At 67.6% G+C, this 15,112-nt stretch carries 13 protein-coding genes; 6 read left to right on the top strand and 7 right to left on the bottom strand.

Annotated elements, in window-relative coordinates:
* Nucleotides 1-73: 73 nt before the first annotated feature.
* Nucleotides 74-499 (bottom strand): hypothetical protein, encoded by a 426-nt coding sequence (locus WMC41_RS09580; RefSeq protein WP_432347856.1) that lies wholly within the window; start codon nucleotides 497-499, stop codon nucleotides 74-76.
* Nucleotides 500-652: 153 nt separating this feature from the next.
* Nucleotides 653-2,710 carry a DNA topoisomerase IV subunit B gene (gene parE, locus WMC41_RS09575; RefSeq protein ID WP_398430680.1) on the bottom strand — a complete coding sequence of 686 codons (2,058 nt, stop codon included), beginning with the start codon at nucleotides 2,708-2,710 and terminating at the stop codon, nucleotides 653-655.
* 277 nt (nucleotides 2,711-2,987) lie between these two features.
* On the opposite strand from parE, the gene WMC41_RS09570 reads away from it, so the two are divergent.
* Nucleotides 2,988-3,872: an alpha/beta hydrolase gene (locus WMC41_RS09570; RefSeq protein WP_432347855.1), complete on the top strand. Its 885-nt coding sequence runs from the start codon at nucleotides 2,988-2,990 to the stop codon at nucleotides 3,870-3,872.
* 93 nt (nucleotides 3,873-3,965) lie between these two features.
* On the opposite strand, the gene WMC41_RS09565 is transcribed toward WMC41_RS09570, so the two are convergent.
* Both WMC41_RS09565 and WMC41_RS09560 read right to left on the bottom strand, forming a co-directional pair.
* Complete coding sequence (locus WMC41_RS09565; RefSeq protein WP_432347853.1) at nucleotides 3,966-4,562, bottom strand: hypothetical protein; 597 nt, start codon at nucleotides 4,560-4,562, stop codon at nucleotides 3,966-3,968.
* A 25-nt stretch (nucleotides 4,563-4,587) separates the two neighbouring features.
* The gene (locus WMC41_RS09560) at nucleotides 4,588-6,174 is read right to left on the bottom strand and encodes a caspase family protein (protein ID WP_432347851.1); all 1,587 of its coding nucleotides are present in this window, start codon (nucleotides 6,172-6,174) and stop codon (nucleotides 4,588-4,590) included.
* Nucleotides 6,175-6,324: 150 nt separating this feature from the next.
* On the opposite strand from WMC41_RS09560, the gene tpiA reads away from it, so the two are divergent.
* From tpiA to WMC41_RS09545, 3 genes are all read left to right on the top strand, one after another.
* Complete coding sequence (tpiA, locus tag WMC41_RS09555; RefSeq protein WP_432347849.1) at nucleotides 6,325-7,095, top strand: triose-phosphate isomerase; 771 nt, start codon at nucleotides 6,325-6,327, stop codon at nucleotides 7,093-7,095.
* 265 nt (nucleotides 7,096-7,360) lie between these two features.
* Nucleotides 7,361-7,843, top strand: a complete 483-nt coding sequence (secG, locus tag WMC41_RS09550) for a preprotein translocase subunit SecG (protein ID WP_244765407.1) — start codon at nucleotides 7,361-7,363, stop codon at nucleotides 7,841-7,843.
* Nucleotides 7,844-7,990: 147 nt separating this feature from the next.
* The gene (locus WMC41_RS09545; protein WP_244765408.1) at nucleotides 7,991-9,619 is read left to right on the top strand and encodes a CTP synthase; all 1,629 of its coding nucleotides are present in this window, start codon (nucleotides 7,991-7,993) and stop codon (nucleotides 9,617-9,619) included.
* Nucleotides 9,620-9,898: 279 nt separating this feature from the next.
* Here WMC41_RS09545 and WMC41_RS09540 read toward each other — a convergent pair whose 3' ends face one another.
* A complete protein-coding gene (locus WMC41_RS09540) occupies nucleotides 9,899-11,122 on the bottom strand; it encodes an MFS transporter (protein WP_244765409.1) in 1,224 nt (407 codons plus the stop codon).
* 119 nt (nucleotides 11,123-11,241) lie between these two features.
* Between WMC41_RS09540 and WMC41_RS09535 the strand changes: the two genes are divergently transcribed.
* Nucleotides 11,242-11,832, top strand: a complete 591-nt coding sequence (locus WMC41_RS09535; RefSeq protein WP_244765410.1) for a TetR/AcrR family transcriptional regulator — start codon at nucleotides 11,242-11,244, stop codon at nucleotides 11,830-11,832.
* Nucleotides 11,833-11,839: 7 nt separating this feature from the next.
* Here WMC41_RS09535 and WMC41_RS09530 read toward each other — a convergent pair whose 3' ends face one another.
* Complete coding sequence (locus WMC41_RS09530) at nucleotides 11,840-12,991, bottom strand: ceramide glucosyltransferase (protein WP_432347846.1); 1,152 nt, start codon at nucleotides 12,989-12,991, stop codon at nucleotides 11,840-11,842.
* A gap of 384 nt (nucleotides 12,992-13,375) precedes the next feature.
* Complete coding sequence (locus WMC41_RS09525; protein ID WP_272805514.1) at nucleotides 13,376-13,921, bottom strand: cysteine hydrolase family protein; 546 nt, start codon at nucleotides 13,919-13,921, stop codon at nucleotides 13,376-13,378.
* Nucleotides 13,922-14,022: 101 nt separating this feature from the next.
* Here WMC41_RS09525 and WMC41_RS09520 point away from each other — a divergent pair, with 101 nt between their 5' ends.
* Entirely contained in the window at nucleotides 14,023-14,976 is a 954-nt protein-coding gene (locus tag WMC41_RS09520; RefSeq protein ID WP_432347844.1) for a GlxA family transcriptional regulator, read from the top strand.
* Nucleotides 14,977-15,112: the final 136 nt, after the last annotated feature.

The following is a 15,112-nucleotide window of genomic DNA, read 5'->3' as shown; positions in this document are numbered from 1 at the left end:
GAAAACGCTCTAACCCTTTGTTTTTCCCGCATTTCCGGACGTAAAACCGCTTCGCACTTTTGCTGGAAATGCTCTAATCGGCGAAGCGCTTGACCACCCAGGAATAACCGTCCTCGGCATAGCGCACCGGCGTGGTGACGGCGGCCTTCAGGGCGTCCTTGTCGGGGATGGCCTTCTTCACGAAATTCAGCGCACGGGTCGCAAGGCCCTGCCGGGCCTCGGCGGTCTCGGCCGGCACCGGGACTTCGGCCTTGGTCCCGGCCGGCATCTCCTCGGGGGTCGGCTTGGCGATGTCGGCGGTGATGCGGTCGCCGGCGCTCTCGCAGACCGCCACGATGACCGGGTAGTTCTTGTCCTGGTGGCGGTTGATGTAGGTCTCGGCCTGTGCATCGCACAGCGCGACGGTCTGCCAGCTCCTGCCGACCGTATCGATATAGTGGCACTGGGTTGCGCTGTCGTCGCAGCCCATGATCGTCATGACGATGAGCGCAGCTTTCATGGCCGTCCTTTCCGCCGTTTGGAAAATGCCCCTCATCCGCCTGCCGCCATCTTCTCCCCACCGGGGAGAAGGGGACCCGAAGGGCGGCATGACGGGGGAATACCTTGCGCCGGTTAGAGGCCGGGATTGCCACGAAAATAAGGCGGGAAGACCTCAGATATCAAGGTTGTCGGCGAAGACGGCGCGCTCCTGGATGAAGCGGAAGCGGGCTTCCGGCTTGGTGCCCATCAGGTCGTCCACGGCGGTGCGCGTGCCCTCGAAGTCGACGTCGTCGATCGCCACCTTGAGGAGCGTGCGCTTCTTCGGATCCATCGTCGTTTCCTTGAGCTGCGCCGGCAGCATCTCGCCGAGGCCCTTGAAGCGGCCGATCTCCACCTTGCCGCGGCCGTTGAACTCGGTGCGCATCAGCTCCTCGCGGTGCGGGTCGTCGCGGGCGTAGAGCGTCTTGCCGCCCTGGCTGATGCGGTAGAGCGGCGGCACGGCGAGATAGAGGTGGCCGCCGCGGATGAGGTCGGGCATTTCCTGGTAGAAGAAGGTGATGAGGAGCGAGGCGATGTGGGCACCGTCGACATCGGCGTCGGTCATGACGATGACGCGCTCGTAGCGCAGGTCGTCCTCGCGGTATTTCGAGCGCGTGCCGCAGCCGAGCGCCTGCACGAGATCGGAGATCTGCTGGTTGGCGCCGAGCTTTTCGCGGCCGGCGCTGGCGACGTTGAGGATCTTTCCGCGCAAGGGGAGGATGGCCTGGTTGGCGCGGTTGCGCGCCTGCTTGGCCGAGCCGCCGGCCGAATCGCCCTCGACGATGAAGAGCTCGGCGCCCTCGGCGGAATTCTGCGCGCAGTCGGCCAGCTTGCCGGGCAGGCGCAGCTTGCGCACGGCGGTCTTGCGGCTGACTTCCTTTTCCTTGCGGCGGCGCAGGCGCTCCTCGGCGCGCTCGATCACCCAGTCGAGCAGCTTGGCGGCTTCCCCCGGATTGTCGGCGAGATAATGGTCGAACGGGTCGCGCAGCGCGTTCTCGACGATGCGCTGGGCCTCGACGGTGGCGAGCTTGTCCTTCGTCTGGCCGACGAATTCCGGCTCGCGGATGAAGACGGAGAGCATGCCGACGGCCGAGATCATCACGTCGTCGGTGGTGATGGCGGCGGCGCGCTTGTTCTGCGTCAGCTCGGCATAGTTCTTCAGGCCCTTGGTCAGCGCGATGCGCAGGCCAGCCTCGTGCGTGCCGCCGTCGGCCGTCGGGATGGTGTTGCAGTAGGAGTGGATCAGCGAATCGCCGCCGTACCAGGTGACGGCCCATTCCAGCGAGCCGTGGCCGCCGGATTTCTCGCTCTTGCCGGCGAAGATCTCGCGGGTGACGGTGTGCTCCTTGCCGAGCGTCGCCTGGAGGTAGTCCTTGAGGCCGCCGGGGAAGTGGAAGACGGCCTTTTCCGGCGTTTCGGAGCCTTCCGGCAGCAGCGCGGGGTCGCAGCTCCAGCGAATCTCGACGCCGCCGAAGAGATAGGCCTTCGAGCGGGCCATGCGGAAGACGCGTCCCGGATCGAAATGCGCGTGCGCGCCGAAAATCTCCGGGTCCGGGTGGAAGCGCACCTTCGTGCCGCGGCGGTTGTGCACGTCGCCGAGCTCTTCGAGCGGGCCGAGCGGCTTGCCGCGGGAAAAGCGCTGGCGGTAGAGCTTCTTGTTGCGCGCCACCTCCACTTCGAGAAGGTCGGAGAGGGCGTTGACGACGGAGACGCCGACGCCGTGCAGGCCGCCCGAGGTCTCGTAGGCCTTGCCGTCGAACTTGCCGCCGGCGTGCAGCACGGTGAGGATGACCTCCAGCGTGGATTTTCCCGGCATCTGCGGATGGTTTTCCACCGGAATGCCGCGGCCGTTGTCGGTGACGGTCAGAAAGCCCTCGGCATCGAGATTGACCTCGATGAAATTGGCGTGGCCGGCGACGGCCTCGTCCATCGAGTTGTCGATGACTTCGGCGAAGAGGTGGTGCAGCGCCTTCTCGTCCGTGCCGCCGATATACATGCCGGGGCGCATGCGGACCGGTTCGAGGCCTTCCAGCACGCGGATCGCCGAGGCGTCATAGCCGCCGGTGCCTTCGCTCGGCGGGGCGGGGCGTGCCTCGCGGGCAGGGGCGGCCGCCGCGACCGGCTTTTCGACCGGCGGCGCTGCGGGCTGGGAGGGCATGTTGGCGAAGAGGTCGTTGCTGTCGTCTTGCATGGGCCGTTCAGATTTTGTTCCGTTTGCCAGCTTTCCCGCCGGTCCATGGCGGACCGGGGTCTGGCGCAAAAGAGGTCATTGCGCGAATCACCTGCGACTCTGCCAGATTCCGCGGGCTTTCGCGATGCCGGGGCGGCGTGCCGTCCGTCCGTCGCGTGCGCCGCGGGGTGCTGTCACCCGGCCTGCAGGATGCGCCAAGCCGCGCCAACCGCCGGCGGAGGATTGCGTTGCGGGCGGGCGGATGGCAAGTATCGCTGCCTCCAGGGAGCCACAGTTCATGCGTCAGTCCACAGTTCATTGCCTTTCCCGGCTGGTTTTGGCCGCCTTGTTCGCCGGTTCCCTTACCGGCGAGGCGGCGGCGCTGAGCCTGAAACCCTGGAAGGACGACCTGTTCGGCTACGGCACGGTGGTGGAGACGGGCGACGACGGCGCGCTGAGGGTCGTCGACTACCAGGAACTGCGCGACATCAACGGCCGCGACCAGGTGCCGGAGCGCCGGGTGAAGGCGGCCTATGTCTCGACGGCGGTGAAGAAGGCGCAGAAGAACGCGACGATCGCCACGCCCGCCGGGCCGATCGATGTCGCGATGACCGGCAAGGCGGAGGGCGCGGCCTTCACCGTCATCTTCATCCACGGCCGCGGCGGCGACCGGCGGCTCGGCAACAACGACTGGAATTTCGGCGGCAACTTCAACCGGCTGAAGAACCTCGCCGCGCAGAACGGCGGGGTCTACTACGCACCGAGCGTGCCCTCCTTCGACGACAAGGGCGCGGCGCGGGTCTCCGGCCTCATCCTGACGGCCAAGGCGCTGTCGCCGGAGGCGTCGGTCATCCTCGCCTGCGCCTCGATGGGCAGCTTCATCTGCGCCCGCGTGGCGCGCGATCCGGCGGCGGTGAAGAGCCTTGCCGGCATGGTGCTGATGGGCGGGGCGGCCGATGGCGACTACGGCAGGACGCCGGCCTTCAAGGCGAAGCTGCCGGTCTTCTTCACCCATGGCGACAGCGACAGCGTCTATGCCGCGAACGACCAGATCGCGGTTTTCCGGCGCCTGCGCAAGGCCGGCGTGCCGGCGCGCTTCGTGCTGTTCCAGACCGGCGGCCACGGCACGCCCGTGCGCATGACCGACTGGCGCGAGACGCTCAACTGGCTGTTTGCGCAATAGGGCATTTCCGCCTTTCGCCGAACCGCGAGATGCCCGATCCTCTTGCCGAGCCGCAAAACCGCTGTGCACTTTTGCTGGAATTTCTCTGGAAATTCAGGCCGAGCGCAGCAGGACCTTGGTCGAGCCGACGGCGGCGGCGATCTTCTGGTAGTGGGCGGAGCGCTTTTCCGAATTCTCGCCGGCGCGCAGCAGTTGCGTCGCGGCTTCCTCGATGACGCGGCTCGCCTGCTGCATCGCCTGGTTCAGCTTCTCCCGCTTGATGGCGGTATAGACCTTGGCCTCGCGCAGCCGCGGATTGCGCCGCGAACGCTGCTTCGGCACGCGGGTGTCGGCATTGGCGGACTGGATGCTGCCCAGCCGGCTCGCCGCGCGGCCGACGATCTGCCGCGCCTGCCCATAGGCCGGGCCTTCGGGAATGCGGCGGGAGATGTCGAGCAGCCGATGGCGCAGACAGTCGACGCGGTAGATCCGGTCGTAGCTGCCGCATTCGGACCGCGCGGCAGCGAGATTGGCGAGAATGGCGTTGGTGATGAAATCGCTGGGCGTTGCCGCCCCCTCGGCCTGCGAATTGCTCGACCCCCGGGGCGAAGGGTCGGTGGACTGGCCATAGCCGTCGGAAACGCCGGTCACGGCGAGCGCGGCGGTGAGCACCGCGGTGTAAAGGGGATGCAGTCGTCCGCTCGAAACCATGAAACCCTCCTCCTGTTTCGTCCGGCTATTCCGTCTGGCCGAAGGCGATGCGCATGCTGCGCTGCGTGCCCGCGCCGATGGCCCCGTCGATGGCGCCGGCATAGAACCGGTTGCGCTGCAGCTCCGCCTGGAGCGCGCGCCGCGTCGCCGGCTTGAACATGGTCGGGCGGGTGGTGAGCTGCTCCAGCACGTCGTTCACGCCGGAGCGCAGCGCGCTGTAGAGATAGGCGGCGGCATCCTCCGGCGTCCTGCCCGGCACCAGCCCGTCGTCGATCAGCGCCGCGACGTTGAACATGGCCTGCGGGTGGCGCAGGTCCGCCGCGCGGATGAAGAGCTCCACCGCCTTCTTCGGATCGCGCGCCAGCCCGTCCGCGCCCTGATAGTAGAGGAAGCCGAGATCGTTGATGGCATCGGCGAAGCCGAGATCGGCGGCGCGCCGGTAGAGCATGATCGCCTCGGGCACGTTCTGCGCGGTGCCGATGCCCTTCTCGTGGAGTTTCGCCAGCTCGAACATCGCCTCGGCATCGCCCGCCTCGGCCGCCCTGCTGAAGAAGCCGAACGCCTTTTCCGGCTGGAACTTCTGCGTGTCCGGCGTCAGCGCCATGTAGCCGAGGCCGATCATGGCGCGGGTGTCGCCTTCGCCGGCGAGCGCTGCGAGCTGCTCCTCCTGGTCCGGCTTGAGCGCCTGCCACTGCGCGGCCTTGTCGGCAAGGCCGGCGACGGCGGCGTCCTCGCCGGCGAGGAAATAGGGCGCGCCCGAGAGCGAGCCGTAGAAATGCGGCTGCTGGCGGTTGGCGGTGAGCGCCATCACCCGGTCGCGGACCTGGCGGAAGACGAGGCCGATCTCGACATTCTGCCGCGGCAGGCTTTCGAGGATGGCGGTGGCGAAGGGGCTGTGCGCGCCGTCGCCGTCGAGCGCCACCTTGCCGCCCTCCGCGGCGTAGACGACCATCATGCCCTGGGCGGGATCGGGCGCCGATAGGCCGGCGCCGCCGAGCGTCACCCCGCTTGCCGCCGCCGCGCCGACAAGCGTCGGGAACGGGTTGTTGCGGCACGAATCGAGGATGACGATGCGCAGTTTGCGCGCGCTTTCCACGCTGGCGAGGACGGAGGCGAGGCTGACGGCCTGCTGCGGGATCGTCGCCGGGTCGTCGATCTTGACGTCGACGGGCACGAGATAGTTCTCCCCCGCCGCCTCGACGCCGTGGCCGGCATAATAGACGAGGGCGACTTCCGCGGTCTCGGTCTTGCGCGCGAAGGCGACAATGGTGTCCTGCATGCGGGCGAGGGGGGCATCGACCACGAGATCGACGGAGAAATCGAGCCGTTGCAGCATGTCGGCAATGGCCTGCGCGTCGGCCCCCGTGTTGCGCAGCGGCGATATGGCCGTATAGGCCGACATGCCGATGACCAGCGCGACGCGTCTTGCCGCGGCGGCGGGGATGGCCTGCGCCGCCTCGGCGGTCGTGCCGGCCTCGACCCTCGTCTTGATGCCCATCAGGCCGCGCGTCTTCTCCTCGGCGGTCGGAGCCTGCGCGACCGCGCCGCCGGCAAGGAAAAGCCCCGCCAGCAGCACGAGGAAAAAGCCTGTCGAGGAACCTGTGCGCCGCATCTTCGCCTTCCCCTCGGCGCCCGCTGCGCCTTGGATGTTACGTCCGACGGGGGCGGCCTATTCGCCTTCACCCGGAACTATCCGGCTTTCCTTGCGGCCTTCGATTTGCTACGCCGCAAGCCACGCGAATTTCAAGGACAGGGAGGCCCCATGACACCGGATGTAACCCCGCTCGTTGCCGGGAACTGGAAGATGAACGGCACGCGCGCATCGCTCGACCAGATCAAGGCGATGGCCGAAGGCGTGAAGGGGCCGCTTTCCGACAAGGTCGAGACGCTGATCTGCCCGCCGGCGACGCTGCTCTATGTCGCCACCGCGCTCTGCGACGACAGCCCGCTGATGATCGGCGCGCAGGACTGCCACGAAAAGGCCTCCGGCGCCCATACCGGCGACGTCTCGGCCGAGATGATCGCCGACTGCTTCGGCACCCATGTCATCGTCGGCCATTCCGAGCGCCGCACGGACCACAAGGAAAGCGACGCGCTGGTGCGCGCCAAGGCGGAGATCGCCCATGCGAACGACCTCGTCGCGATCATCTGCATCGGTGAGACCGGCGACGAGCGCAAGGCGGGCAAGACGCTCGACGTGCTGAAGGCGCAGCTCGCGGCCTCCGTGCCGGACGGCGCGACGGCGGAAAACACCGTCATCGCCTACGAGCCCGTCTGGGCGATCGGCACCGGCCTGACGCCGACGGCTTCCGACGTCGCGGAGGCGCACGCCTTCATGCGCGCGGAGCTGACCGGCCGCTTTGCCGGCGAGGGCGCGAAGATGCGCATCCTCTACGGCGGCTCGGTGAAGCCGGGCAATGCGCAGGAGCTGATGGGCGTCGCCAATGTCGACGGCGCGCTGATCGGCGGGGCGAGCTTGAAATCCGACGACTTCCTTGCCATCTACCGCGCATACGAAGCGCTGACCGCCTGACTTCCATAATGCCCGTTTCGGGTCGCCCCCTCATCCGCCTGCCGGCACCTTCTCCCCGCGGGGGAGAAGGGGAGAGCCGCAAGCGCCCCGTTTCCTTCTCCCCCGCGGGGAGAAGGTGGCCCGAAGGGCCGGATGAGGGGGGGACCCTGACCCGCTTCGGCCAAAAGGGCGGGCGGATCGACAGCTAGGGCTTGGAATGGTGCGCGGCTTGGTATATTGAGCCGCAAACCTGACATTTGGGCCATCTGGCCGGGATACCGAAAACATGCAGACCATCTTGCTCGTCATCTATCTCATGGTCGTCGTCGCGCTGATCGGCGTCGTGCTGATCCAGCGGTCTGAAGGCGGCGGCCTCGGCATCGGTGGCGGCTCCGGCTTCATGTCGGCGCGCGGCACGGCCAATGCCCTGACGCGCACCACGGCGATTCTCGCCACGCTGTTCTTCGTGCTGGCGCTCGGCATGGGCATCCTCGCCCGCTACGAGACGCAGCCAACCGACATCCTCGACCGTATCCCCGGCACGACCGGCACCGGCGGCGTGCTCGACGCGCTCGGCGGCGCATCGCAGGGCGAAGGCACCCAGAACAACAACAACACGACCAACCAGACGCCCGCGACGACCGGCACCGACGCCGTTCCGACCGATGGCGGCACGGCGACCGGCACCGGCGACACGCCCGCGACGGGCACCGGCACGGGCGCTGCAACGGGCACGGAGCAGAACTCCGGCGTCCCGAGCGGCCAGTAAGCCGCAAGGACCGAAAACGAACCGGCCGGTTGGCGAAATCCAACCGGCCTTCTTCTTGTGTAAAACGCCGATTGCGACTTCCGAAATCACGCCCAAGGTGATTTTTCGGTGGCGGAATCGATTTTGAAAAGGTATCCGGTGACTCCCATGGCGCGATATGTATTCATCACAGGCGGCGTGGTCTCCTCCCTCGGAAAAGGCATTGCCGCCGCTGCACTCGGAGCTCTCCTTCAGGCCCGCGGCTACCGCGTCCGCCTCAGGAAGCTGGACCCCTATCTCAATGTCGACCCGGGCACGATGAGCCCGACCCAGCACGGCGAGGTGTTCGTTACCGACGACGGTGCGGAAACCGACCTCGACCTCGGCCACTACGAGCGCTTCACCGGCCGCTCGGCCACCAAGACCGACAACATCACCACCGGTCGCATCTACAAGAACATCATCGACAAGGAACGCCGCGGCGACTATCTCGGCGCGACCGTGCAGGTCATTCCGCACGTCACCAACGAGATCAAGAACTTCGTCATCGAAGGCAACGAGGACTACGATTTCGTCATCTGCGAGATCGGCGGCACGGTGGGCGACATCGAGGCCATGCCCTTCATGGAGGCGATCCGCCAGCTCGGCAACGACCTGCCGCGCGGCACCGCGGTTTATGTGCACCTGACGCTGATGCCCTATATTCCGGCGGCGGGCGAACTGAAGACCAAGCCGACGCAGCACTCCGTCAAGGAGCTGCAGGCGATGGGTATCCATCCCGACATCCTGCTCGTGCGTGCCGACCGGGAAATCCCGGAAGCCGAGCGCAGGAAGCTCTCCTTGTTCTGCAACGTGCGCCCGACGGCGGTCATCCAGGCGCTCGATGTCGCGTCGATCTACGACGTGCCGCTCGCCTATCACAAGGAAGGCCTCGACGACGAGGTGCTGGCCGCCTTCGGCATCGAGCCGGCGCCCAAGCCGCGCCTCGAAGCCTGGCAGACCGTTTCCGACCGCATCAAGACGCCCGAGGGCGAGGTGACGATCGCCATCGTCGGCAAGTATACCGGCCTCAAGGACGCCTACAAGTCGCTGATCGAGGCGCTCTACCACGGCGGCATCGCCAACCACGTCAAGGTCAAGCTCGAATGGATCGAGTCGGAGGTCTTCGAGAAGGAGGATCCGGCGCCGTACCTCGAAAAGGTGCACGGCATCCTCGTTCCCGGCGGTTTTGGCGAGCGCGGGTCGGAGGGCAAGATCAACGCGGCGCGTTTTGCCCGCGAGCGCAAGGTGCCCTATTTCGGCATCTGCTTCGGCATGCAGATGGCGGTGGTGGAAGCGGCGCGCAACCTCGCCGGCATCGAGAAGGCCTCCTCGACCGAATTCGGCAAGACGGCGGAACCCGTCGTCGGCCTGATGACGGAATGGGTGAAGGGCAACGAGCTGGAGAAGCGCTCGGCGTCCGGCGACCTCGGCGGCACGATGCGCCTCGGCGCCTATCGCGCGGCGCTGAAGGGCGGCACGAAGATCGCCGACATCTACGGCTCGACGGATATTTCCGAACGCCACCGCCACCGCTACGAGGTGAATGTCGACTACAAGGACCGGCTCGAAAGCTGCGGCCTCGTCTTCTCCGGCATGTCGCCGGATGGCATCCTGCCGGAGACGGTGGAATATCCCGACCATCCGTGGTTCATCGGCGTGCAGTACCACCCGGAGCTGAAGAGCCGCCCGCTCGATCCGCACCCGCTCTTCGCGAGCTTCGTGGAAGCGGCGCTGGAACAGAGCCGCCTCGTCTGAGGAAAGCCTCCTTCGCGTCTGTCGGGCCAGACCCGACCGGCCTCGCCGCGGGTGCGGCGGTGGATCCTCGGGTCAAGCCCGAGGATGACGGCAGAGGGCTGGGAGAGGCTTGTCAAAGAATCGAGCCCGGTGGCGACACCGGGCTCTTGCTTTTGGAAGGACCACCTTTCCGCCATCCTCGGGCTCGACCCGAGGATCCACACGCACCCGTGGTTCGGAGAGGTTGATTGCCTTGGCGATGGAAGGAGGCCGGCATTTCTGCCGGGCTTCCTGCTTTCGTCATTCGGCCGCCTGGGCGAGGGCGCCGATCCCCTCGTCGGGATCCTGGCCGGCAAGGACCCGCTGGCCGATGCCGATGGTGAGCGCCGCGCCGAGGCCGGCGGCGACGGAGACCCAGAAGCCGTTCTGGGCGCCGAAATTGTCCACCGCCCAGCCGGCGACGAAGGCGCCCAGCGCCATGCCGATGCCGATGCCGGTCGTCACCCAGGTGACGCCTTCCGTCAGCATGGCGGACGGCACGCGGCGTTCGACGAGGCCGAAGGCGGTGATGAAGGTGGGCGAGATGGCGATGCCGCTGACGAAGACGGCGAAGGCCAGCAGCGGCACCGTGCCGGCGAAGGGCAGCGGCAGGGCGGTGAGCGCCAGCACGGCGACGGCGATCATCAGCTGCTTCTGCAGCGCCATCCTCGGGTTCAGCGCGCCGAGGACGAGGCCGACGACGAAGGAGCCGATGGCATAGACGCCGATGACGAGGCTGGCGGCGTTCGGCTGGCCGAGGTCCTTGGTGATCGCCACGGCCGAGACCTCGGCGGTCGCGAAGGTGGCGCCGACGAAGACGAGGGCGAGCGTGATGATCTGGACGGGGCGCAGGCGGATCGCCGATTTCTGCGGCGCGCTGCCGGCGACATGCTGCACGGCCGGCTCCGTCGCGCGCTGCAGCACGAAGGCGAGCGTGCCGACGGCGAGGAAGGCGGTGCTGACCAGCATGCCGGCCTCCGGGAAGAGCGCGACGGCAAGGCCGACCGAGAGCGAGGCGCCGGCGATGTAGACCAGCTCGTCGGCGGCCGATTCGAAGGCGAAGGCCGTGTTGAGCTCGGGCCTGTCGCGAAAAATCTCCGTCCAGCGGGCGCGCAGCATGGCGGGCATCGAGGGCATGGCGGCAGCGAGGAAGGCGGCGGCGAAGAGCGTCCAGGCCGGCCAGCCCTGGTGGGTGGCGGTTATCAGCGCCAGGAAGGCGAGGACGGAGACGATCGTGGCGGGCGTCAGCACCGCGGCCTGGCCGAAGCGGTCGACGAGGCGGGAGACCTGCGGGGCGATGAGCGCATTGGTGAGCGCGAAGGTGGCGGAGACCGCGCCGGCGAGCCAGTATTCGCCGTGCGTCTGCGAGAGCATGGCGACGATGCCGATCGGCGCCATGGCGATGGGAAGGCGGGCGAGGAAGCCGGCGGCGGAGAACGACTTCGTTCCCGGCACGCTGAAAATTTCCTTGTAGGGGTTGGACATGGCCTGCTCCTGGAAAGGGACGGGTTCGATAATTACATACGCGGCGTATGTTGAAGAGATAGTTGCATACGTGGCGTATGTCAAATAAAATACGCGGCGTATGTGAATAAGGAGACGCCATGCGCAAGCCGCGTGAGGAGATGATCGCCGAAACACGGGCCAAGCTGATCGCCGCCGGACGGCAGGCCTTCGGCACGGTGGGCTATGCCGCCGCCTCGATGGACGATTTCACCGCCGGGGCCGGGCTGACGCGCGGCGCGCTCTACCACCATTTCGGCGACAAGAAGGGGCTGCTCCAGGCGGTGATCCAGCAGATTGACGCGGAAATGACCCTGCGGCTCAACCGGATCTCGGCCGCGGCGCCCGACCGCTGGCAGGGTTTTGTCGCGGAATGCGTCGCCTATATCGAGATGGCGCTGGAGCCGGAGATCCAGCGCATCATGTTCCGCGACGGGCCGGCCGTGCTCGGCGACGTCTCGCAATGGCCGACCAACAATGGCTGCATCGCCGCCCTCAGCCGCAGCATCGAGCAGCTGAAGGCCGATGGCGTGATGGGGGACATCGACACGGAGGCAGCCGCCCGGCTGATCAACGGGGCGAGCAGCCATGCGGCGCTGTGGATCGCCAAGTCGGACGATCCGGAGGAAACCTCCAGGCGTGCGGTCAAGGGGTTCCGGACACTGCTGGAGGGGCTGCGCGTCAAGGGCTGAGGGCCGCCTACGGCCCCGCCGGCGCTTCCTTCAATTCGCAGGCATTCGTGCCTATCGTCATCGTGTTGCCGCGCCAGTCGATGGCGCCGCCGATCCAGGCCCGCAGCCAGATGGCCGGCATCATCGCGTCCCGCACCATCATCGCCGGCACGGACCACAGGGAAAGCCGCCAGCCCTTCGCAAGCGCAAGGGCGGCTTCCGGCAGGTAGAGGCCGGCGAGCACGAGCAGCACGGCGGGCAGGACCGGCGCATCGCCGAGGAGCACCGCGGCGAGCGCGAGAAGCAGCGGCGGGACGGCGCCGAGCAGGATTTCCGGGCTGAAGAAGGCGGGGAAGGTGACGCGGCGCAGGCGCGACCAGCGGCACTGGCGCGACCAGACCTCCTGCCCGGTGCGCCGCCCCAGCGGCTGCTCGAAGGGCGAGGAGACGAGGTGCACCTTGAGGCCGAGCCGGCTGACGAGCTTGGTGGAGGCGGCGTCCTCGGCGATCTCGGCGTTCAGCGCCTGGATGCCGCCATTGGCATCGAGCATCGGCTTGTACCAGAGCATGCTCTTGCCCTGCGCGAAACCGAGGCCGAGCGCCTCGCCGGCATATTGCCAGCGGGCCTGCTGGGTGTTGAGGAACATGCATTCCACCTCCGCCCAGAAGCCGTCCGGCCGCGAGCCGAGCGGCGTCGAGCAGACGAGGCCCGAATCGCTGCGCCAGCCGCCCATCAGGTGCCGGATGTAGTCGGGCGGCATCAGGACGTTCGAATCGGCAAGGATCACCCAGTCGTGCCGCGCCGCCTGCCAGCCCTTGACGCAATTGTTGAGCTTCGGATTGGCGCTGATGCGATCATCGCCGACAAGGATGCGCGCGGCGACATGCGGATGGGCGGCGGCCGCCGCCTCGATCAGCGGCACGATGGGATCGCCCGCATGGGCGACGCAGAAGAGCAGCTCGTAGTCCGGCCAGGTGAGGCGGAAGGCGCGCTCCAGCGTCTCCGTGGAGAAATTCTCGATGCCGCGCACGGGAATGACGATGGAGACGGGCGGTCTTTCCTCGATCTCGGGCGGCGCCGCGCCCGTCGGCTTCAGCCGTTTACCGGCGACAAGGATGCTGAGGAGGTTGGTGGCGACGAGGGCGCCCGAGGCAAGGGCCAGGGCCTGAGCCGTATCCATTCACGCGTACTCCGCTGGGCGCCGGATCACGATGCGGCCGCCGGGGTGCATTCACGCGCGAAGAGACACCATCGTCCCATGACAGGGGAATGACGGGCGGCGCGACAGTCTTTGGTGGGGGCTGTCCGCGCCTCCACAGACCGCGCCTGCCAGGGCCGGGCCATATGCGGCATCGTCTTCTTCCCTTCTCCCCCTGGGGAGAAGGTGGCCCGAAGGGTCGGATGAGGGGGCGATACGGACGAATCCTTTGCTTTTCTTGCCTTCGCCATCCCCCTCATCCGCCTGCCGGCACCTTCTCCCCGCGGGGGAGAAGGGGATGTGGCGACGGTTTCCTTGCCTGTGCGATAGCCCTTGCGCCCGGGGCAGGGACGGCGGTTGCGGGGACTACGACAGGAAATCGGCGGTCGTGGTGACCTTGCCGTAGCCGAATTCCAGCGCCGACATGATGGTGGCGTGGACTTGGGCGGCCGGGACGAGCGAATCACCGAAGGCCTTGTCGCGCGTGGCGCAGGCGTCGTGCACGACGGTGAGGTTGTAGCCGAGGTCGGCGGCGGCGCGCGCCGTCGCGTCGATGCAGACGTCGCTCATCGCGCCGACGACCACCACATCCTCGATGCCGCCGTCCCGCAGCGTCTCGTCGAGCGCCGTCCCGCGGAAGGAGTTCGGATGGTTCTTGACGATGACCGTGTCGTCTTCGCGCGGCGTGACGGCCGGGATCGGCTCGATGCCCTCCGTGCCCGGGGCGAAGAGCGGCGAGGCGGCTTCCTTCGCGACGTGGTGGACATGGATGATCCGGTCGCCCCTGCCGCGCCCGGCCTCGACGATACGCGCGGCATTGGCGGCGGCGGCATCGATGCCCGCCAGCGCGAAGCTGCCGGAGGAAAGATAGTCCTTCTGGAGGTCGACGATGATGATGGCGCGCTTGCTCATGGCGGTTCCTTCTTGCAGGCGATGGACGATGTGGACATTCTGCCCCCGGCCTGCCATCCCTCGCCATTGGCGGGACCGACATAATCCGGGGTGAAAGTGACATGGCGCGTGCAGCCGAGATCGGACTGGTTCTCTATCCCGGCGTGCAGATGGCCGCCGTGCTCGGCATGACCGATCTCTTCCGGTCGGCGATGGAACTCGGCCGGAAGAAGGGGCGGGCAGGGCCTCTCCTCACCGTCAGCCACTGGCGGCTGGAGGACGGCGTGCCGGTGCGGGTGGACGCGGAGAGCGACGCGGCGTCGCGTCCCTGCGTGCTCGTCCTGCCGCCGGCGCTCGGCGATCCGATCCGGCGCGAGGAGGCGGCGCCCTTTGCCGCCTGGCTGCGCGAATGCCATGCGGGCGGCATCCAGCTCGCCTCGATCTGCGCCGGCGCCTTCCTCCTGGGCGAGACGGGGCTTCTCGCCGGCCGCACCATCACCACCAACTGGGTGATCGCCGAGACGTTCGAGCGGCGGTTTCCCGACGTCACCGTCGATACCGACCGGCTGCTCGCCGACGACGGCGACATCGTGACGGCCGGCGGCGTGATGGCCTGGGTCGATCTCGGGCTGAAGCTCATCGACCGCTTCCTCGGGCCGACGATCATGCTGGAGATCGCCCGGCAGTTCGTCATCGATCCGCCGGGCCGCGAGCAGCGCTATTACAGCACCTTCTCGCCGCGCCTCCTGCATGGCGATGCGGCGATCCTGAAGGTGCAGCATTTCCTGCAGGCGAGCGAGGCGCGCGAGATCGGCCTCGACCTGCTCGCCGCGCAGGCCGGGCTGGAGGAACGCACCTTCCTCAGACGCTTCCGCAAGGCGACGGGGCTGACGACGACCGACTATTGCCAGCGCCTGAGGGTGGCCAAGGCCCAGGAGCACCTGCAGTTCACCACGCGCTCCGTCGACCGCGTGGCGCTCGATGTCGGCTACAACGATCCCGGCGCCTTCCGGAAAGTCTTCGCCCGCATCGTCGGGCTGACGCCGGGCGAGTATCGCAAGCGGTTCCGTTCGTGAGCGCGCGCGGCTGACGAGGTGCCCCCCTCTGGCCAGCCGGCCATCTCCCCCTCAAGGGGGGGGAGATTGGCAAGACGTGCAAACCTAGTTTGACCAGCACCGTTGAAGAGAGGCGAAACGCTGCTCCATCCGATCT

Origin of the sequence: Shinella yambaruensis (assembly GCF_050859155.1) — a bacterium.
In the GTDB taxonomy this organism is placed as follows: Bacteria; Pseudomonadota; Alphaproteobacteria; order Rhizobiales; family Rhizobiaceae; genus Shinella; species Shinella yambaruensis.
This window is presented reverse-complemented; position numbering and strand designations above follow the sequence as displayed.